At 73.1% G+C, this 19,135-nt stretch carries 15 protein-coding genes; 6 read left to right on the top strand and 9 right to left on the bottom strand.

Annotated features, from left to right (window positions below):
- Nucleotides 1-102 precede the first annotated feature (102 nt).
- The 4 genes from atzF to ACIQMX_RS26495 are packed head-to-tail and all read right to left on the bottom strand — an operon-like array spanning nucleotide 103 to nucleotide 6,759.
- A complete protein-coding gene (gene atzF / locus ACIQMX_RS26480) occupies nucleotides 103-1,764 on the bottom strand; it encodes an allophanate hydrolase (RefSeq protein WP_402481673.1) in 1,662 nt (553 codons plus the stop codon).
- Nucleotides 1,764-5,324 carry a 5-oxoprolinase/urea amidolyase family protein gene (locus tag ACIQMX_RS26485; RefSeq protein ID WP_402481675.1) on the bottom strand — a complete coding sequence of 1,187 codons (3,561 nt, stop codon included), beginning with the start codon at nucleotides 5,322-5,324 and terminating at the stop codon, nucleotides 1,764-1,766. The genes atzF and ACIQMX_RS26485 overlap by 1 nt, the downstream gene beginning before the upstream one ends.
- A complete protein-coding gene (locus ACIQMX_RS26490) occupies nucleotides 5,321-5,944 on the bottom strand; it encodes an urea amidolyase associated protein UAAP2 (protein ID WP_402481678.1) in 624 nt (207 codons plus the stop codon). The genes ACIQMX_RS26485 and ACIQMX_RS26490 overlap by 4 nt, the downstream gene beginning before the upstream one ends.
- Nucleotides 5,941-6,759, bottom strand: coding sequence for an urea amidolyase associated protein UAAP1 (locus ACIQMX_RS26495; RefSeq protein WP_363077172.1), 819 nt, complete (start codon nucleotides 6,757-6,759; stop codon nucleotides 5,941-5,943). The genes ACIQMX_RS26490 and ACIQMX_RS26495 overlap by 4 nt, the downstream gene beginning before the upstream one ends.
- A 156-nt stretch (nucleotides 6,760-6,915) precedes the next feature.
- On the opposite strand from ACIQMX_RS26495, the gene ACIQMX_RS26500 reads away from it, so the two are divergent.
- Nucleotides 6,916-7,587, top strand: a complete 672-nt coding sequence (locus ACIQMX_RS26500) for a TetR/AcrR family transcriptional regulator (RefSeq protein WP_363077170.1) — start codon at nucleotides 6,916-6,918, stop codon at nucleotides 7,585-7,587.
- Between the two features lie 181 nt (nucleotides 7,588-7,768).
- On the opposite strand, the gene ACIQMX_RS26505 is transcribed toward ACIQMX_RS26500, so the two are convergent.
- The 5 genes from ACIQMX_RS26505 to ACIQMX_RS26525 all read right to left on the bottom strand — a co-directional run bounded on the left by ACIQMX_RS26505 (nucleotide 7,769) and on the right by ACIQMX_RS26525 (nucleotide 13,428).
- Nucleotides 7,769-8,218: an SPW repeat protein gene (locus ACIQMX_RS26505; RefSeq protein WP_363077168.1), complete on the bottom strand. Its 450-nt coding sequence runs from the start codon at nucleotides 8,216-8,218 to the stop codon at nucleotides 7,769-7,771.
- Between the two features lie 96 nt (nucleotides 8,219-8,314).
- Nucleotides 8,315-9,304 (bottom strand): ADP-ribosylglycohydrolase family protein, encoded by a 990-nt coding sequence (locus ACIQMX_RS26510; RefSeq protein ID WP_402481683.1) that lies wholly within the window; start codon nucleotides 9,302-9,304, stop codon nucleotides 8,315-8,317.
- Between the two features lie 4 nt (nucleotides 9,305-9,308).
- A complete protein-coding gene (locus ACIQMX_RS26515; RefSeq protein WP_402481686.1) occupies nucleotides 9,309-10,844 on the bottom strand; it encodes an amino acid permease in 1,536 nt (511 codons plus the stop codon).
- Between the two features lie 190 nt (nucleotides 10,845-11,034).
- Complete coding sequence (locus tag ACIQMX_RS26520; protein ID WP_363077162.1) at nucleotides 11,035-11,685, bottom strand: fasciclin domain-containing protein; 651 nt, start codon at nucleotides 11,683-11,685, stop codon at nucleotides 11,035-11,037.
- A gap of 105 nt (nucleotides 11,686-11,790) precedes the next feature.
- Nucleotides 11,791-13,428, bottom strand: coding sequence for a sulfite oxidase (locus ACIQMX_RS26525; RefSeq protein ID WP_402481689.1), 1,638 nt, complete (start codon nucleotides 13,426-13,428; stop codon nucleotides 11,791-11,793).
- A 163-nt stretch (nucleotides 13,429-13,591) separates the two neighbouring features.
- Between ACIQMX_RS26525 and ACIQMX_RS26530 the strand changes: the two genes are divergently transcribed.
- From ACIQMX_RS26530 to ACIQMX_RS26550, 5 genes are read left to right on the top strand one after another with little or no spacing between them, the layout of a single operon-like run.
- On the top strand, nucleotides 13,592-14,866 hold the full coding sequence (locus ACIQMX_RS26530; RefSeq protein ID WP_363077159.1) for an FAD-dependent oxidoreductase: 1,275 nt from the start codon (nucleotides 13,592-13,594) through the stop codon (nucleotides 14,864-14,866).
- Entirely contained in the window at nucleotides 14,860-15,585 is a 726-nt protein-coding gene (locus ACIQMX_RS26535; protein ID WP_402481929.1) for a DUF1365 domain-containing protein, read from the top strand. The genes ACIQMX_RS26530 and ACIQMX_RS26535 overlap by 7 nt, the downstream gene beginning before the upstream one ends.
- Nucleotides 15,582-16,865, top strand: coding sequence for a class I SAM-dependent methyltransferase (locus ACIQMX_RS26540; RefSeq protein WP_402481692.1), 1,284 nt, complete (start codon nucleotides 15,582-15,584; stop codon nucleotides 16,863-16,865). The genes ACIQMX_RS26535 and ACIQMX_RS26540 overlap by 4 nt, the downstream gene beginning before the upstream one ends.
- Nucleotides 16,862-18,229 carry a class I SAM-dependent methyltransferase gene (locus ACIQMX_RS26545; RefSeq protein ID WP_402481694.1) on the top strand — a complete coding sequence of 456 codons (1,368 nt, stop codon included), beginning with the start codon at nucleotides 16,862-16,864 and terminating at the stop codon, nucleotides 18,227-18,229. The genes ACIQMX_RS26540 and ACIQMX_RS26545 overlap by 4 nt, the downstream gene beginning before the upstream one ends.
- Complete coding sequence (locus ACIQMX_RS26550) at nucleotides 18,226-19,026, top strand: DUF1295 domain-containing protein (RefSeq protein WP_363077153.1); 801 nt, start codon at nucleotides 18,226-18,228, stop codon at nucleotides 19,024-19,026. The genes ACIQMX_RS26545 and ACIQMX_RS26550 overlap by 4 nt, the downstream gene beginning before the upstream one ends.
- Nucleotides 19,027-19,135: the final 109 nt, after the last annotated feature.

Raw genomic sequence — 19,135 nt, forward strand, 5'->3', positions numbered from 1 at the left:
CGTTGTCGGGTGCGGGTGGGGTGCGCCTGCGGCGGGCCCTGCCCCCTGCCCGCCCCATCCCGTAACCGGGGGCTCCGCCCCGCGCCCCCGGACCCCCGCTCCTCAAACGCCGGAGGGGCCGGAATGTACGCCGCGTGAGGTGTAGGCGCGCCAGCCGCCGTACTCCGTGATGTCCTTCGATCCCTCCACGGCGTACGGCTCGCACAGGAAACCCACCGCCGTCGTGCCGTCCGACAGGTCCACCCTGCCCAGCACCATGGGGTGGGGGAGGGCTGTGGTGAGGGTGCCCAGGCCCTCGGCGGGCAGTTCCCACAGTTCCGTCTCGATCGCGGCGCCGCCCTCACCCGTGCGGACCAGGCCCGGTTTGGGCGGTGTGGTCGACAGGGCGTGCAGACGGTAGACGGGCGCCGTCGTCGTCGTACGGATCAGGCGGGCGCCCAGGAGAAGGAGCTGGGGGTTGAGCGGCTGGCCCGTCAGGTGGGCGCCCACCACCGCGATGCGGGCGGGCGGGGTCAGCAGGCCTGCGAGGCGGGCCAGGCGTTCGTCCGTGTGGGCGGGGCCGATCAGCATCACGCCGAACGGCAGGCCGGACACCTCGCCGGCCGGGACGGCCACCGCGCACTGGTCGAACAGATTGGTGGAGTTGGTGAACCGGCCCAGGCGCGCGTTGGCGCCCAGCGGGTCCGCCGCCACCTCCGCGAGCGTGGGGTGGCCGGGCGCCGTCGGGAGCAGCAGGGCGTCCGCGTCGCCCAGTGCGGCCTCGGCCGCACCCCGCAGCTCCGCCAGCCGGTCCCGGTCCGCGAACAGCCGGTGGGCCGGGATGTCCCGGGCCGCCGTGATGATGCCCGCCACCGTGGGGTCCAGGTCTGCCGGGCCGCTGTCGACGAACGGGCCCACCGCCGTGTAGCGCTCCGCCACGAACGCTCCCGCGTACAGCATCGCCGCCGCTTCGGTGAACGGCGAGAGGTCGATGGGGGCGAGGACGGCGCCGGCCGCGCGGAGGCGTTCCGCCGTGGCCGCGTAAGCCTCTGCCCAGCCGGGATCCAGTGCGCCCAGCTGGTCCGTCCGCGGGACCGCGATCCGCCACGGGCCCGGGACGCGGGCGGGCACGGGGGCGGGCACGGGAGTGGTCATCAGGGCGAGGGCCTGCTCCGCCTCGGGGAGCGTACGGGCGAAGACGGTGACGCAGTCCAGGCTCGCGCAGGCCGGGACCACGCCGTCCGCCGGGACGAGGCCGCGGGTCGGCTTCAGGCCCACGATGCCGTTGAACGCCGCCGGGACCCGGCCGGAGCCCGCCGTGTCCGTACCGAGGGCGAGGTCCGCGATGCCGAGGGCCACGGCCACCGCCGAACCGGAGCTGGAACCGCCGCTGACGCGGTCCGGGGCGTGGGCGCCCCGGACCGCCCCGTACGGGGACCGGGTGCCGACCAGACCGGTGGCGAACTGGTCCAGGTTGGTCGTGCCGATCACCAGCGCTCCGGCGGCCCGCAGACGGGCCACGGCGGGGGCGTCGGCCGCCGGTTCGTACGCGTAGGAGGGGCAGCCCGCCGTGGTGGGCAGGCCGGCCACGTCGATGTTGCCCTTGACGGCGAGCAGACGGCCGGCCAGCGGGAGGAATTCACCTGCGGCGAGGCGGGTTCCGAGGACGAGGGCCTCCGCCTCCAGGTCCTCCTGCGGGCGCAGGCCGATCCAGATCTCCGGGCGGTCCACCGCCTCGATCCGGTCGTACGCGGCGCGGATCCGGTCGAGGACTGGGGTGGACATCAGCGTTCTCCTCGGTTCGTACGGGCGAGTGGGGCCAGCGTGACCAGGGCCGTGCCGGCCTCCACCTGAGCGCCGGGCCGGGTGAGGATCCTGTCCACCACGCCGTCCGCCGGGGCGTGCACCCGGGACTCCATCTTCATCGCCTCCAGTGCCAGCAGCGGCTGACCCGCCGTCACCGTGTCGCCCTCGGCCACGTCGAGCTGCCAGACCGAGGCCGCGAACTCGGCCTCCACCAGCCGGCCGCCCGGCGGCACCGTCACCTCGGCGGCCGGCGGGGCCGGAGCGTCGGCGGCCTCCGCGCGGGCGAACTCGCCCGCCGCCTCCCACGCGTCGCGCTCGGCGGCGAAGGCCGTGCCCTGCCGGTCGCGAAACGCCGCGATCGACTCCGCGTTCCCGGTCAGGAACTCCTCGTACCGGGCGAGCGAGAACTCGCCCTCCTCGATCCGCGGGACGAACCGGCCCGAGATGATGTCGGCGCGCAGTTCCAGGAGTTCACCGGCCTCCACCGGATACCACTTGATGCGGTCGAAGAACCTCAGCAGCCACGGCGAGCCCGGCTGGAACGCGCCGCGCTGCTGCCAGCCGGACCACACCTGCGTGGTGCGGCCGACGAACTGGTAGCCGCCCGGCCCCTCCATCCCGTAGACGCAGAGATAGGCGCCGCCGATGCCGACGGAGTTCTCCGCGGTCCAGGTGCGGGCCGGGTTGTACTTGGTGGTGACCAGACGGTGGCGCGGGTCCAGCGGGGTGGCCACCGGGGCGCCGAGATACACGTCGCCGAGACCCATCACGAGGTACTCGGCGTCGAACACCGTGCGGTAGACGTCGTCGACCGAGTCCAGGCCGTTGACGCGGCGGATGAACTCGATGTTCCACGGGCACCACGGGGCGTCGTCCCGGACCCCCGCCATGTACCGGGCGATCGCCTCGCGGGTCGCCGGATCGTCCCAGGACAGCGGGAGGTGCACGGTCCGGGAGGGCACGGTCAGGGCGTCCGTGGGCGGGAGCGCGGCCTCGGTGCGGTGCAGGACGCCGAGGAGTTCGGTCTGGGCGAGGACGGTGGGGTCCGTCTGGATCTGGAGGGAACGGATGCCCGGGGTCAGGCCGGTGATGCCGGGGACGGCCGCCTCCGTCAGCGCCTGCATCAGCGCGTGGACGCGCATGCGCAGGGCCAGGTCCAGCTGCATCGGCCCGTACTCGACCAGGACGTTGTCGTCCCCGCTGCGGCGGTAGGTGAGGACGTCGTCGCGGTACAGGATGCCGCCGTCGGTGATCTCGGGGCGGGGCTCGCCGGTGACGGTCACGGGCAGGAAGCGGACCGTGTCGCCCGGCCGCAGCTGGCCCAGCTTCCAGCGTTCGGACGTCACCACCGTGGCCGGACAGACGAAACCGCCGAGCGAGGGGCCGTCCGGGCCCAGCAGCACGGGCATGTCGCCGGTGTAGTCGACCGCGCCCACGGAGTACGGCGTGTCATGGATGTTGGACGGGTGCAGACCCGCCTCGCCACCGTCCGCCCGGGCCCAGCGCGGCTTCGGACCGATGAGGCGGACGCCGGTCCGGGCGGAGTTGAAGTGGACCTTCCAAGCGGCCCCGTAGAAGTCGTGGATGTCCTGCTCGGTGAAGAACTCCGGTGCCGCGTGCGGGCCTTCGGCCGCGGCGATCTGCCAGGTGTCCGTGAGAGCAGGGCGCTCGTCCTTCGGTACGGGGGCGCCCTCCGGCACGTACGCCCCGCCGTGCAGCACGTCGCCCGTGCGCAGGGCCCGGCCGCCGTGCCCGCCGAAGCGGCCCAGCGTGAACGTGGCCGCGCTGCCCAGGAACTCCGGGACGTCCAGGCCGCCGCCGGCGAACAGGACGTACGTCCGCAGGCCGTGCTCCTGCGGGGCGCCGAGCGTGAGGGTGGCGCCCGCCGGGACGGTCAGCGGCTCCCACTGGGCGACCGGTACGCCGTCGACCGTCACCGGGGCCGCCGCGCCCGTGACGCACACCGTCGTGGGGTGGGTGAAGCGCAGTGCGGGGCCCTGGAGCGTGCACTCCAGGCCGGGTGCGCCCGGGGCGTTGCCGAGAGCGGTGTTGCCCAGCCGGAACGACCGGTCGTCCATGGGGCCCGACGGCGGGACACCGACCTGCCAGTAGCCGGTGCGGCCCGGCCAGTCCTGCACGGTGGTCAGGGTGCCGCCGGAGACCACCTCGATGCGGGGCGTCGGGTCGTCGATCGTGGCGAGCGTGGCCGTGGAGTGGGTCGCGTCACGGACCCGCTCGTCGGCCAGCGCGGCCCGGACCAGCCCGAGGTTGGTCTCGATGCCGTCGATCCGGGTGGCGGCGAGAGCCGCGTCCAGCCGTGCCAGGGCCCCGGCACGGTCGGTGCCGTACGCGATGACCTTGGCGAGCATCGGGTCGTACGCCGTCGTCACCTCCGTGCCCGTCTCGATCCAGCCGTCCACCCGCAGGCCCTCGCCCCGGGGGAAGTCGACCCGGGTCAGCAGGCCGGCGCCCGGACGGTGGTCGCGGCTCGGGTCCTCGGCGTAGACCCGCGCCTCCACGGCGTGGCCGCGCGGCGCGTCCGGCTGCCGTACGACGGAGGTCTCGCCCTGGGCCAGGCGCAGCATCCACTCGACGAGGTCGACGCCGTGGATCTCCTCGGTAACCGGGTGCTCGACCTGGAGGCGGGTGTTGACCTCGAGGAAGTACGCCTCCGACCGCGCGGCGTCGTAGACGAACTCGACCGTTCCGGCCGAGCGGTAGCCGACCGAGGCGCACAGCTCCCGTGCGGAGTCGGTCAGTCGCGCACGGACGTGGTCGGGCAGGCCGGGGGCCGGGGCCTCCTCCAGGACCTTCTGGTTGCGGCGCTGGAGTGAGCAGTCGCGGTCGCCGAACGTCACCACCCGGCCGTGCCCGTCGCCGAACACCTGGACCTCGACATGACGGGCGTCCTCCACCAGCCGTTCCAGGAAGACCCCCGCCGAGGAGAACGACGCGGCGGCCACCCGCTGCACCCGCTCCCAGGCGCCTGCCAGCTCCCCGGCCGACCGGCAGGCCGACATGCCGATCCCGCCGCCGCCGCCCGTGGCCTTCAGCATCACGGGATAGCCGATGCGTCCGGCGGCTTCCAGCGCCGACGGCAGATCCGGGAGGAGCCCGGTGCCGGGGGCGAGCGGGACACCCGCCGCCTCGGCGGCCGCGCGGGCCGTGTGCTTGGCGCCGAAGAGGTCCAGCTGGGCGGCGGTCGGACCGACGAAGACGATCCCCGCCTCCTCGCAGCGGCGGGCGAACTCCGCGTCCTCGGACAGGAACCCGTATCCGGGGTGGATCGCCCCGGCCCCGGTGTCCTTCGCGGCCCTCAGCACCAGATCGGCGTCGAGATAGGAGTCCTTGGCCGGCGCCGGGCCCAGCCGCACCGCCGTGTCCGCGAGGCGGACGTGCGGGGCCGACCGGTCCGGGTCGGAGAACACGGCGACCGTACGCAGGCCGAGGCGGCGGGCCGTACGGATGATGCGGACGGCGATCTCGCCGCGGTTGGCGATCAGCAGCGTGCCGAAGGCCGTCGGTGCCTCGGAGCTCATCGGCTCGTCCCGGTGAGCGTGGCCTCTACCGCCGTCGGGTCGAAGGCGTTGCAGGGGTTGTTGATCTGGGGGCAGTTGGAGACCAGCACCAGCACGTCCGTCTCCGCCCGCAGGGTGAGGGCCAGACCGGGTGCGGAGAGCCCGTCGACGATGCCGAGCGTGCCGTCCTGCTCCACGGGCACGTTCATGTACCAGTTGATGTTGGACACCAGATCGCGTTTGCCGAGCCCGTGCCGGGCTCCCTCCGCCAGGAAGTTGTCCACGCACGCATGCTGTGACCAGGTGTGATGGCCGTAGCGCAGGGTGTTGGACTCCTTCGAGCACGCGCCGCCCACCGTGTCGTGGCGGCCGCAGGCGTCCGCGGTGACCGTCATCAGCGGGGTGTGCTCGTTCGACATCAGCACGCTGCCGGTGGTGAGGAAGATGGTGCTGCCGGCCTGGATCGTGTCGGGCGCGCTGTAGCGGACCGCCGTGTCATGGGCGTCGTACACCAGGAAGTCCACCGCCTGGTTGCCGTGCAGATCCGTGAGGGTGAGGTGTTCACCGGCCCGGACGGTCGCGGACCAGGCCGCGCGGGCGGGAATGACGGTCGTGGAGAGGACCGTGGCGGACGTGGTCATGCGAGCCCCCGGGCGGTGAGGAAGTCGACGGTGTTGAGGAAGGCCCGACGGCCCTCCGGCGTGGCGTCCCACAGGGCGTCGCCCGGGGCCGTCGGCCGGGCGCGCCAGGCCAGCACCTCCAGCGGGGTGCTCGTGTAGGCGGGGCGGGGGTCCAGCGGATGCGGGACGTTCGCGATCAGCACGGTCAGGTCCTGCTCGGCGCGCAGCGTCACCGAGGCGCCCGGCCCCGCCGATCCGGTGAATCCGGTGGTGCCGTCGTCCCCGATCCGCACTCCCTGGAAGAAGGACAGGGAAGGCGGCAGATCACGTGGTTCCAGGCCGTTCTTCGATGCGGCCAGCTTGAGCAGTTCGCGGCCTGCGGGTGAGGCGGACTGGGGAGTGCCGTCGCCGTACCGCTCGGTGTTCCTCCGCAGGGTCGAGGTGCCGCACAGGGCGTCGTGGCGGCCCGAGGAGTCGGCCGTCACCGAGGCGAGCACCCGTCCCTGATCGGAGAGGAGTAGCCGGCCGGCGCCCAGGTAGGCGTTCCACTGGACCTTCACGGTGTCCGCGGTGTTCAGCCGCTCCCACGGCCGCCCGTCCGCGTACAGCAGCAGATGCGCGCAGGCGTCGCCGGCCAGGTCGGTCAGGCGCAGCTCGGTGCCCCGGGCCAGGACGCGGTGCGTGTAGTTGCCGCCCGCGACCGTCTCGGCCCAGACCGGGGTGCCGGGGGTGGCGTCCGGCCAGTCGCTCGCGGGTACCACCGGCATGGCCCCGCTGCGGGTGCCGTGCTGGGCGCGGGCGTGGTCCCGGGCTCCGTGTGTCGTCGCTGTCGCCATGGCTGAACCTCCGGCTCGACGTGTTGCCGATGCTTGTTTCTGTCGCGCGACAGAAATTAGGACGCCGGGGAGTCATGGCCATTGCCCGTGCGTTGCGCGGGAGTTACCGAGTACTCACCAAGATCGCGGCGGGCGGGGATGTGCGACGATCGGCCCATGCCCAGCACTTCAGGAACCGGCGGCCGGCGGGTCGGCCGGCCGCGCGCCACGCAGCGCCCGGACAGCGGGCTGTCCGCGCGGGACGAACTTCTCGCCGCGGCGGCGGAGTTGTTCACGACGCGTGGATACGCCGCGACCACCACCCGGGCCGTCGCCGAACGGGCGGGCATGCGGCAGGCGACGATGTACCACTACGTGGCGGGCAAGGAGGATCTGCTGGCGGCGCTCCTGGAGTCGACCGTCGCACCCTCGCTCGCGCTCGCCGAGAAGCTGCTCGCGGACGGGGACCGGCCGGCCGAGGACCGCCTGTGGGAGCTGTGCCGGGCGGACGTGACCCTGCTGTGCGGGGGCCCGTACAACCTGGGTGCGCTGTACGTGCTTCCGGAGGTACGGGCCGAGCGTTTCGCGGACTTCCACCGGGTGCGGGCGGCGCTGCGCGCGGCGTACGGGGAGCTGCTGGCCGCCACCGAGGCGGGTGCGGCGCTCGGCGCGGAGGAGGCGCGGCTCCGTGCCGACCTGGTCTTCGGGCTCATCGAGGGCGTGATCCTCGTGCATCTGTCGGAGCCCGGGCGGGAGGCGGAGGTGTTCGCGGCGGCGACGGCGGATGCGGCGCTGCGGATCGTCGGCCCGGATTCGGGTTCGGGTTCGGGGGCGCGGCGCGCGGGCTGAGCCTGGGTCTGCGTGCCCGTGCGGCCGATGCCTGCGTGCCCGTGGCCGGGTCCTGCGTGCCCGGGCGGCCGGGGGCCCGCATGACTGTCGGCCGGTCCTTGTCACGCGGACCGGCCGGCAAAGGTGGTTGATCCTTCTTCCGGGACGGATGGGACGGATGGGCGTACCGACGCGACGGGGTTCAGGCCCGGGCGCCGCCGCTGCCGCTTCTCATCGAAGCGCCCGCGCAGACCAGTCCCAGCAGGACGGTCAGACCGCCGATGATGACGTTGTTGAGCACGACGCCCATGTCCGGGCTGCTGCCCACCACCCAGGGCGAGATGATCATCCAGGCGCCCATGGCGCAGATGGCCCAGCTCAGGCCGTACATCCGCTGCGGCATGGCGGTGAATCCCAGCCCCAGCACGGCGATCGCGATACCCATGATCAGGTTGTGCGTCACGAGCGGGGCCTGCGAGGTCGTGAAGTGCAGCACCCAGGGCGATACGGCGCAGTACAGACCGACCAGGAACACCGGCCCGTCGACGAGCGCCACATCGCGGCCACCCATCATCCGGTCGTAGCGGTCGCGCATTTCGGAGACGTCGGGGTGTCCGGTCATGTCATGACCGGCGTGCGAGACGTTTGACATGGTTCGTCTCCCTTGGTCCTGCAGGCCTGGCCGTCGCTGTGTGCGGCAAGCGGCCTGCCCTGTCATTGTGCTCTTATATGCCCCTTATGTGTAGGTTCAAGGCGACGGAATCTCCGCAGGATCCGCAACGGTCCACCGGCTGTCCAGCCGCAGGGCCAGCGAGATCAGCTCCGGCGTCCGCAGCACCCGGGCCCCGTACCCCGGCAGCGGGACGTGCAGCGGATCCGTCCAGCGCGACGGGATCGACCCGAACCCGTACACCGCGCCGGCCAGCGCCCCGGTCACCGCCGCCACCGTGTCGGTGTCGCCTCCCACGTCGATCGCCGAGGCCAGCGCGGCCTCGTACGAACGCGTCGTGCGCAGCGCCCACAGCGCGGTGCCCAGACAGGGCCACACCGCGCCGTTGAACTCCGTCGCCCGGTCCGGATGCCAGTGGGGCGCCAGGACGGCGGCCCAGCGCTCCCGGTGATCCGTGTGCACGGCGCCCAGCGTCTTCGGGACGGCTGCGAGCGGGTCGGCCCCGTTCAGCGCGGCCCGGATCAGTTCGTGCAGGACGGCGGTGCCCTCCCAGGCCGCGCGGTCGCCGTGCGTCAGGGCGGCGATCCGGCGGGCCGCGTCCATGGTCGTGGCCCGTGCGTCCGTGCCGGGCCGCTCCGGCCCGGCGAAGTACACGGCGGAGGTGGCGGCGCGCATCAGCGAACCGTTCCCCGCCGCCCGCCCGCTGACCTGGAAGTGCAGAGCCGCCGCGAGATCCCACGGATCGCCGCCCGCCAGTACGGCCTTTGTCTGGAGGCCGATGTCCTTCGGATCTCCGGCCGCCCACCGCCGGAACCGGCCGAACACGTCCGGCAGGTCGAGACCGCCGCGCTCCAGCAGCGATTCCCCGACGAGCACGGCCATCTGCGTGTCGTCCGTCGCCTCGCCCGGGTCCCAGCCGCCACCGCCGCACATCGTGCCGGTGCCGTCCGGGAAGCGCGCGGTGTAGACGCCGGCCGGACCGAACTCGAACGGCGCGCCCAGCGCGTCGCCGACCGCCGATCCGACCACTGCGCCCGCCGCCCGGTCCTGCCTGCTCAGGGAGTCCATCCGGTCAGCGTACGGAGGCCGGCCGCTTCGCGTACGCGCGATACGCGGCCCCGAGCAAGACCGTGGCCGTCAGGAAGAGGATCGTGAACCACTGGAAGTACCAGTGCCCGCCCGCCGGGTCGTACACCGCGGCCCGCGGCCAGGCCAGGTTGGCGGTCATCACCGCTCCGTACACAAAGGCCAGTATGTTCACCGGCAGGCCCCAACGGCCCAGCGAGAACAGGGGTGCGCCCGTCTCGTCGTGCAGCGGGCCGGTGGCGGGGGAGAGCGGGAGGCGGCGCAGCCTGCGCAGCAGCATCGGGCCGGTGACCATCGCGTACGCCAGGTACAGCATCGCGATGCACGTGGTGCCGATCGCGAGGAACGCCTCCGAAGACGCCAGGTTCAGCAGTCCGAGCGCCGCGGCCGCCGCGCCGACGAACAGGGCGGGTGCGGCGGGCATCCCGGTGCGCGGCGAGACCTTGGCGAGCCGGGACGAGCAGGGCAGCACCCCGTCGCGCGCCATCGAGAACAGCATCCGTGAACCGGCCGTCTGGATGGCGAGCGTGGCCACCGCGACGGCGACCGCCACATCGGCGAGCAGCGCCCGGCCGACGCCGTCCCCGAGGCTGCTGGTCAGCACGTACGACAGGCCTTCCGTGGCCAGCCGCCCGTCGGTCAGCTCCGGCGCGGCCAGGATGCCCGCGAGGACCAGCAGCCCGCCGAGCACCCCCGCCGAGGCCAGCGCGAGCAGGATCGTGCGCGGGGCGGTGCGGCGCGGGGAACGGGTCTCCTCACTCATCTCGCCGGCGCTGTCGAAGCCGATCAGGACGTAGGCCGCGGTGAACGAACCGACGAGCAGCGCCCCGAGGGCGCCGCCCTGGCCGCCGGTGTGCAGCGTGATTCCGGGGGTGCGCTCGGCGTGGGTGAACAGGAGGACCAGGATCAGGACCGCGCCGATGATCTCGGCCGTCACCCCGATGCGGTTGACCGCCGACATGACCTTGTTGTCGAGCAGGTTCACCGTCGTCGTGAGGGCCAGGAGCGCCACGGCCAGCAGAGCGGCGTTGGCGGCGCCCGTCGCCGTGGTGGGTGCCGGGTCGCCGCCCACCAGCTGGAAACCGGACCAGATCGCCGGCAGGACCACTTGGAGGGCCAGCGCCGCTGCGGCGACCACGACGATCTGCCCGATCACCATGATCCACCCGGCGTACCAGCCGAACGCGGGCGTGCTGAGCCGGGTCGACCACTGGTAGATGGCGCCGGACAGGGGGTAGCGGGCGGCGAGTTCGGCGAAGCACGCGGCGACCAGCAACTGGCCCACGAGTACGGCCGGCCAGGTCCAGAAGAAGGCGGCGCCGCCGAAGGAGAAGCCGAACGCGAAGAACTGGAAGACGGTCGTCAGAACGGAGATGAAGGAGAAGCCCGCCGCGAACGAGGCGTACCGCCCCATGGACCGGTGCAACTCCTGGCGATAGCCGAAACCGGCCAGGGAGGCGTGGTCGCCCTGGCCGGTTCCGGCGGGATCCGGTCGTACGTCCGTTGGTGCGGTGGCGGTCATGTCAGCCCCTGTCGCCGATTTCCTGTCGGGCGACAGAAATTAGGGACGCGCTGTTTCCGGGGCGTGACGAGGCCGTGTCCGCGCGGGGCCGAAGTGCTCACGCCCCACGGCGGGTTACCGGGGGAGCGGTCGCCTGTGCGCTCCGGCGGGCTGCCGGGGCGAGCGGCCGTGGGGCGCGCGCGGGAAGCCGCTACTGGGCGGGCATCAGGACCGTGTCGACGATGTAGACCGTCGCGTTGGCGGTCTGGACGTTGCCGCAGACGACCTTCGAGGAGTTGTTGACGGTGTACGCCATGTCCGAACCGGACGTCGTCAGCTCGCTCTTCTCCAGGGTGTCGAAGGAACCCTTCTCCAGCTGCTTCGGCGTCAGCTTCTGGCCCACCACGTGGTAGGTGAGGACCTTGGTGAGCGCGGCCTTGTCGGCGAGCAGCTTGTCCAGGTCCGCCTTCGGGACCTTGGCGAAGGCGTCGTTGGTCGGGGCGAACACCGTGATGTTCTGCGCGTTGTTCAGGGTGTCGACCAGGCCGGCCTTCTTCACCGCGGTGACGAGGGTGGAGAGCGCCGGGTTGTTCGAGGCGGCCGTGGCGACCGGGTCCTTCGCCATGCCGTCGAAGGAGCCGGCGCCGTTCTTCGGCACCGTCGAACAGGCCGGACCGAACGGCTCGTTCATGGGCGTCGTGTCCCCGGCGGGCTCCGAGGCCTTGTCCGAGGTCTTCGCCGGGCTCGCGGCGGAGCCGGACGTGCTGTCGTCGGAGTCGCTGGAGCAGGCCGTCAGAGCCAGTGGCAGGACGAGCGCGGCGCAGAGTGCGACGGCGGAGCGACGGGCGTGGATGACCTTCATGGTGTTCTCCTGTAGTGGATGTGTGACTGGATTGTCACGTTCAGTGAGGTGTGTGGGGTGTGTGAGGTGGGGCCGGTGTGCGGGGAACGCGCGGGAGACGCCCGTTCAGGACACGTCGACCACCACGGAGTGCCAGCCGGTCGCACCGTTGGGGACGGTGCCGACGCGCTCTTCGGTCTGGGTGGCGCCGGTGCCGTCCGTCGCGCGGACCTCCAGGGTGTGGCTGCCGGAGGTGGCCGGCCATTGCCACACCCACTGGCGCCAGGTGTCCCGGCTGTCCTCGGCGGCCAGCCGCGCGGTGTTCCACGGACCGCCGTCGACCCGGACCTCGACCCGCCGGATGCCGCGGTGCTGGGCCCAGGCGACCCCGGCGACCGGGATGGTGCCGGCCTTCGGGGAGGCGAAGGGGCGGGGGGTGTCGATGCGGGACTCGGTCTTGATGGGCGCCTGCTGGGACCAGGACCGCTTGACCCAGTAGGCGTCGTAGTCGTCGAACGTGGTGAGCTCGATGTCCTTCAGCCACTTGCAGGCCGACACGTATCCGTACAGGCCGGGGACGACCATCCGGACCGGGAAGCCGTGTTCGAAGGGCAGTGGCTCACCGTTCATGCCGAGGGCGAGCATCGCGTCCCGGCCGTCCATGACGTCCTCGACCGGAGTGCCGATCGTCATGCCGTCCACCGAACGCGACACGATCTGGTCGGCGGCTCCGCCCCGGGACGGGGGCTTCACCCCGGCCTCCCGCAGCAGATCGGCCAGCCGCACGCCGATCCACCGGGCGTTGCCGACGTACGGCCCGCCCACCTCGTTGGAGACGCAGGCCAGGGTGATGTCGCGCTCGATGATCTCCCGGCGCAGCAGGTCCTGGAAGCTGAGCGTCAAGGGCCTCTTCACGCCCTTGCCGTGAATCCTCAGCCGCCACCCGCCGGCATCGACGCGCGGTACGACCAGCGCCGTGTCCACCCGGTAGAAGCTCTTGTTCGGGGTGACGAACGAGCTCAGCCCGCGGATCCCCAGATCGGCCCCCGCAGGTACGGCCGGCGCCGCCGAGCCGGGCACGGGCAGGACCAGGTCCCGCCGTGAGGCCGCGGCCCCGGCCTGCACGGCCGAGGTGAGACGCCGTCCCAGCAGTCCGGCGCCGGCCGAGGCCGCCGCCGCGGCGCTCGCCGCGATGACGAAGCGCCGCCGGTCGAAGGTGCCGTGGTCCGGCTCCGCGTCCCTCCCGCCAGCCGCGGGGGAGGGGCCAGGAGCCGGGGCCAGCCGTCCGGCCAGGAGATACAGCACTCCTGCGGCCACCACGGCACCCACCACCGAGGGCAGCGCGTCGGACGCCCGGCCCTCGGGCCGGCCGGTCGCCGCGACTGCCCCGACCACTCCGAAGACCAGGACGGCAGCCGAGCCGAGCAGCCGGCGGTGCAGCGCCAGCACCCCGACCGCCATGGCGAAGACCGCCAGCAGGGCCAGGATGCCGAGTTGCAGCACCAGCTTGTCGTTCGTGCCGAAGTTCCGTACGGCGAAGTCCTTGAGCGCCGGGGGAGTGCGGTCGATCACCGCACCGCCCACCGCCGTGACCGGCCCCGCCTCGGGACGTACGACCGCCGCGACGAGCTCGGCGACGGCCAGGGCGCAGAACCCGGCGATCACACCGCTGAGCGCGGCGAAGGCCGCACGCGCCCAGCGGGAGCGCCGGGCCGCGTGGGCCCCGTTCCGCGTGTCGTTCTGATCTTCACTCACAACCGGCATTCGTTCCCCGGATCCCGGCGGATTGGTCTGTCACTCGTCCGAATGAGAGCGTGCCCGCGCCAATCCGCGGCGCCACCGGCAACGAATTAAGAAGGAAAGGGCATCGACGCTCCCGGGTGACGGAACGAGGAGCGGCCGCCGCCGGTGAGCCGAGGAGGACGCCATGACAGACAGACGGCGACGCACAGCCGTCGTGGGGAGCGGGGTGGCGGGACTGACCGCCGCCCACATCCTGCGCAGGGCCCATGACGTGACGCTGTTCGAGGCGGACGACCGGGTGGGCGGCCACGCGCACACCCACGACCTGCCCGCGTCCGACGGCCGGGTCCACCGCGTGGACTCCGGCTTCATCGTGCACAACCGGCGCACCTATCCGCATCTGCTGCGGCTCTTCGCGGAACTCGCCGTCCCGACGCAGGAGTCGGAGATGAGCATGTCCGTACGGTGCGAGGGATGCGGCCTGGAGTACGCGGGCGCCCGCGGCCCGGCCGGTCTCCTCGCCCGGCCGGCCACGGTCCGCGACCCCGCCTATCTGCGGATGCTGGCCGCCGTGCCCCGGTTCCACCGGGCGGCCCGGCGCCTGCTGGAGGACGGCGGCCCGGACGCGGACCCGATGACGCTCGGCGACTTCGCGGCGCGCGGCAGGTTCTCCCCGTACTTCACCGCCCACTTCCTGACCCCCGTGGTCTCCGCCGTCTGGTCCTGCGACCCGGTGACCGCGATGCGCTACCCCGCCCGCTACCTCTTCCGCTTCCTGGACCACCACGGGATGCTCAGCGTCGGCGGCTCCCCGGCGTGGCGCACCGTCACCGGAGGATCCGCCGCCTACGTCGACCGGGTCACGAAGCAACTCGCCGCCGTCCGCACCTCGACCCCGGTCCGGAGCGTGCGCCGTCACACGGACGGCGTCGACGTCGTCACCGCCGACGACACCACCGAGCCGTTCGACTCCGTCGTGATCGCCACCCACCCCGACCAGGCGCTGCGCATCCTCGCCGACCCGACCGACGAGGAGACCCGCACCCTGGGCGCCTTCCGCTACTCCCGCAACCCCACCCTGCTGCACACCGACACCCGGCTGCTGCCCGGCGCCCGCGGCGCACGCGCCTCCTGGAACTACCTGATGCCGTCCTGCTCCGCCGACGCCGCCCACGTCACCGTCAGCTACGACATGAACCGGCTCCAACGCCTCGACGCACCCGAGACCTTCGTCGTCACACTGAACGGCGCCGACCGCGTCGCTCCCGGCCTGGTCCGCGCCCGCATGGAGTACGAGCACCCCGTCTACACCCCCGAATCGGTCGCGGCCCAGGCCCGGCTGCCCGCCCTCTCCGGCCCCGTCACCGCCTACGCGGGGGCGTACCACGGCTGGGGATTCCACGAGGACGGCTGCCGCTCGGGGGCCGAGGCCGCCGCCGCACTGGGGGTGGACTGGTGAACGCCCTCTACCCCTGCACGATCACGCACGTACGGACCGCGCCCCGCAGGTACGCCTTCCGGCACCGCACCTACCTGTGGCTGATCGACCCGGACCGGCCCCCGCCGCTGCCCCGCGCCCTGCGCCCGCTGGCGGGCTTCGATCCGCGCGACCACTTCGGCGGTACGGCCCCGAGCATCCGGGCCGGCCTCGACCGCTTCCTGGCCGCCCACGGCATCGACCTCGCCGACGGCTCCGTGCGGATGCTCACCCAGGCCCGCGTACTGGGCCACGTCTTCAACCCGCTGACCGTCTACTGGTGCCGCCGCGCCGACGGCACCCCGCTCTGCACGGTCGCCGAAGTCCACAACACGTACGGCGAGCGCCACTGCTATCTGCTGCACCCGGACAGCTCCGGACAGGCTGACACCGGCAAGGAGTTCTACGTGTCGCCGTTCTTCGGCACCGACGGCGAATACCGGATGCGGCTGCCCGAACCCGGCCCCCGGCTCACCCTGACGGTCCATCTGGAACGCTCCGGAACCCGGCCCTTCACGGCCACCGTCCGCGGCGTACGCCGGCCGGCCACGCCGGCCGGGCTGCTCCGCCTCGCCGTCCGCCACCCCTGGTCCACGGCCGTCGTGTCGGCCGCCATCCGGCTGCACGGCGTCCGCCTCCTGCTGCGTGGACTGCGTGTACAGCCCCGCCCCCACCACCGCACCCAGGAAGGAATGCAGTGAGCGTCTCCACGTCCCACTCCCCGTCCGCCACGCCTCCCGCGCACGCCACCGGGCGCATCGACCCCGGCCGCTGGCCCGACATCGTGCGGCCGCCGCGCGCCTCCCGGCTGCGGACCGCCGTCGCGGAACGGCTCGTCCGCCGCGCCCTGGCCCGTCTCCCGCTGCGGGTCCGCCTGGCCGGGCACGAGGACCTGGGTCTCGGCGGCCCGCTGATGGACGTGACCGACCCCGCCACGTTCTTCCGCAGAATCGGGTCCGACGGCCTGATCGGCTTCGGGGAGTCGTACATGGCGGGCGAGTGGGACTCGCCCGACCCGGTGGGGGTCCTGACCGTCCTCGCCGACCAGGTCGCCACCCTGATCCCGCCTTCCCTCCAGCGGCTGCGCGGACTCTGGGCCCGCCGCCACCCCGCCGGACAGCTCGGCACACAGGAGGGCGCCCGCGACAACATCAGCCACCACTACGACCTGTCCAACGAACTCTTCGCGCTCTTCCTCGACGAAACGCTCAGCTACTCCGCCGCCGTCTTCCGCGGCTTTCCCGCCGAGCCCGCGCTGCTGCCCGCCGCCCAGCACCGCAAGATCGACCGGCTGCTCGACCTCGCCGCGGTCGGCCCCGGCACCGAACTCCTGGAGATCGGCACGGGATGGGGCGAACTCGCGATCCGCGCCGCGGCCCGGGGCGCCCGAGTCGTCTCGCTCACGCTCTCCCGGGAGCAGCGGGACCTGGCGCGCCGCCGGATCAGGGACGCCGGATTCGAGGACCGGGTCGACGTCCGGCTCTGCGACTACCGGGACGTCGACGGGGTGTACGACGCGGTCGTCAGCGTCGAGATGATCGAGGCGGTCGGCGCGGACTTCTGGCCCGTCTACTTCCGCACACTGGACCGGTGCCTGGCCCCCGGCGGACGGATCGCGCTCCAGGCCATCACCATGCCCGACGACCGGATGCGGGCCGGCCGCAACACCTACACCTGGATCCAGAAGTACATCTTCCCCGGCGGACTCCTGCCCTCCGTCGAGGCCGTCGACGAGGTCACGGCCGCGCACACCACGCTGCGCGTCGAGCGCTGCGACGACTTCGGCACGCACTACGCCGAGACCCTGCGCCTGTGGCGGGAACGGTTCACCGAACGGGCCGCCGACATCGACGCCCTCGGCTTCGACGCCACTTTCCGTCGTATGTGGACCTTCTATCTGGCCTACTCCGAAGCGGGATTCCGCTCCGGCTACCTCCATGTGCAGCAGATGCTGCTGACCCGTCAGGAAGCTGCGCGATGACACCCACCGGCAAACGGGCGCCCACCGGCGCCGCCCAGCGGCTCGAACCCCTCGCCGAGCGCCTGCTCGGCGGCGGGCTCCCGGTCAGGGTACGGATGTGGGACGGCAGCGAGACAGGGGCCGCCGACGGCCCCCTGATCCGTGTCCGCTCCCGCCGGGCGCTGCGCAGGCTGCTCTGGGCACCGGGCGAACTCGGTCTCGCCGAGGCGTACATCACGGGGGACATCGACATCGAGGGAGACCTCGCCGACGGGTTGCGGGCGATGCGCCACGCGGTGCGCGAGCGCGGCCTGCGCCCGCCGCGCCCCGTGGCCGGCGACCGGCTGCGGGCCGTCGGCGCCGCGCTGCGCATGGGCGCCGTCGGCCCCCGCCCGCCGGTGCCCGCCGCCCGGGCGGGCCTTCACGGCGTCCTGCACAGCAAGGCCCGTGACCGGGCCGCCATCAGTCACCACTACGACCTGTCCAACACCTTCTACGCGCTGCTCCTCGACGAGACCATGGCCTACTCGTGCGGCTACTGGACGAGCGACGCGCCCGGCTACGGCCCCGCCGACTCACAGCGCGACAAACTGGAGCTCATCTGCCGCAAGCTGGCCCTGCGCCCCGGCGCGCGGCTGCTGGACATCGGCTGCGGCTGGGGGTCGCTGACGCTGTACGCCGCACGGCGGCACGGCGTCCGCGTCACCGCCGTCACCCTGGCCCGGGAACAGGCGGCCCACGTCCGGCAGCGGGTGGCCGAACAGCACCTGGAGGACCTGGTCGAGGTCCGCTGCTGCGACTACCGCGACATCGGCCGCGCACCCGGCCATGAGGGCGGTTACGACGCGGTGTCCACCGTGGAGATGGGCGAGCACGTCGGCGACGCGCAGTACCCGGCCTTCGCCGGGACCCTGCACGGCATGGTGCGGCCGCGGGGCCGAGTGCTCGTCCAGCAGATGTCGCGGGGGCGTCAGGATCCGGGCGGCGGGGCCTTCATCGAGGCCTACATCGCACCCGACATGCACATGCGGCCCCTCGGCGAGACCGTCGGACTGCTGGAGGGCGCGGGACTCGAAGTGCGGGACGTGGAGGGACTGCGCGAGCACTACGTCCTGACCGTCGACGCGTGGCGGCGCACCCTGGAGGAGCGCCGGGCGGAGTTCGTCGCGCTCGTCGGCGAGGAGACCGTCAGGGTGTGGCGGCTCTATCTGGCCGGTGGCGCCCTCGCCTTCGAGGAACGGCGCATGGGCGTGGACCAGATCCTCGCCGTACGGCCGGACGCGACCGGCTCGGCCGGGATGCCGGCCACCCGTGCCGGCTGGCACACGGGCGCCGCCGAGGTCCCTGCCGCCCGGCACGGGGAGACGACCGGAGTCACCGGATGAGCGGCTTCGCCTGGGAGGCGTTCGCACAGGGCCTCGCGCCCTGTGCCGGTGCCGCACTGGCCGTCATGCTCGCCACCTTCGCCGTCGGTCTGTACAAGGGCGTGCACCGGGTCGTCGACGTCGCGTGGGGAATCGGGTTCACCGTCGTCGCACTCGTCTCGTACGTCCTGTCTGCGGGGGAGGGCGATGACGGCCGCCGGCTGCTGGTCGTGGTGCTCACGGCGGTCTGGGGGCTGCGTCTGGCTGGGCACATCGCCCGCCGGGGCCGGGGCCACGGGGAGGATCCGCGCTACGCGTCGATGCTCGCCGAGGCGCCGGGCAACCCCGATCTGTACGCCCTGCGGAAGGTCTACCTGCTCCAGGGCGCGCTGGTCTGGCTGATCTCGCTCCCGGTGCAGGCGGCCGGGTACCTCACGGGCCCGGTCGGGGGCTGGGCCTGGGCCGGGGCGGGACTGTGGGCCGTCGGGCTGCTCTTCGAGGGTGTGGGCGACCACCAGCTCGCCCGGTTCAAGGCCGATCCGGCCAACCGCGGGAAGATCATGGACCGCGGGCTGTGGGCGTGGACCCGGCACCCCAACTACTTCGGCGACTTCTGCGTCTGGTGGGGCCTGTTCCTGATCGTGTGCCAGGCGCCCGGCCCGGCCGCCGCCACGCTGGTCTCGCCCGTCCTGATGAGCTTCCTGCTCATCGGCGGCAGCGGGAAGGCCCTCCTGGAACGCCACATGGCCGAGCGGCCCGGGTTCGCCGCGTACCGGGCCAGGACCAGCGGCTTCCTGCCCCGGCCGCCGCGCCGCTGAGCGGTTCGGGTCCCGCCCGGCCTCGTCCCGCACGGCCGGGCGGGCGGGGCGGGCGGGACGGGCGGCCGGCAGGTTCGTCAGCGCCGGGCGGGCGGTCCGGGGAGGCAGG

Origin of the sequence: Streptomyces sp. NPDC091416 (assembly GCF_044756845.1) — a bacterium.
GTDB lineage: Bacteria > Actinomycetota > Actinomycetes > Streptomycetales > Streptomycetaceae > Streptomyces.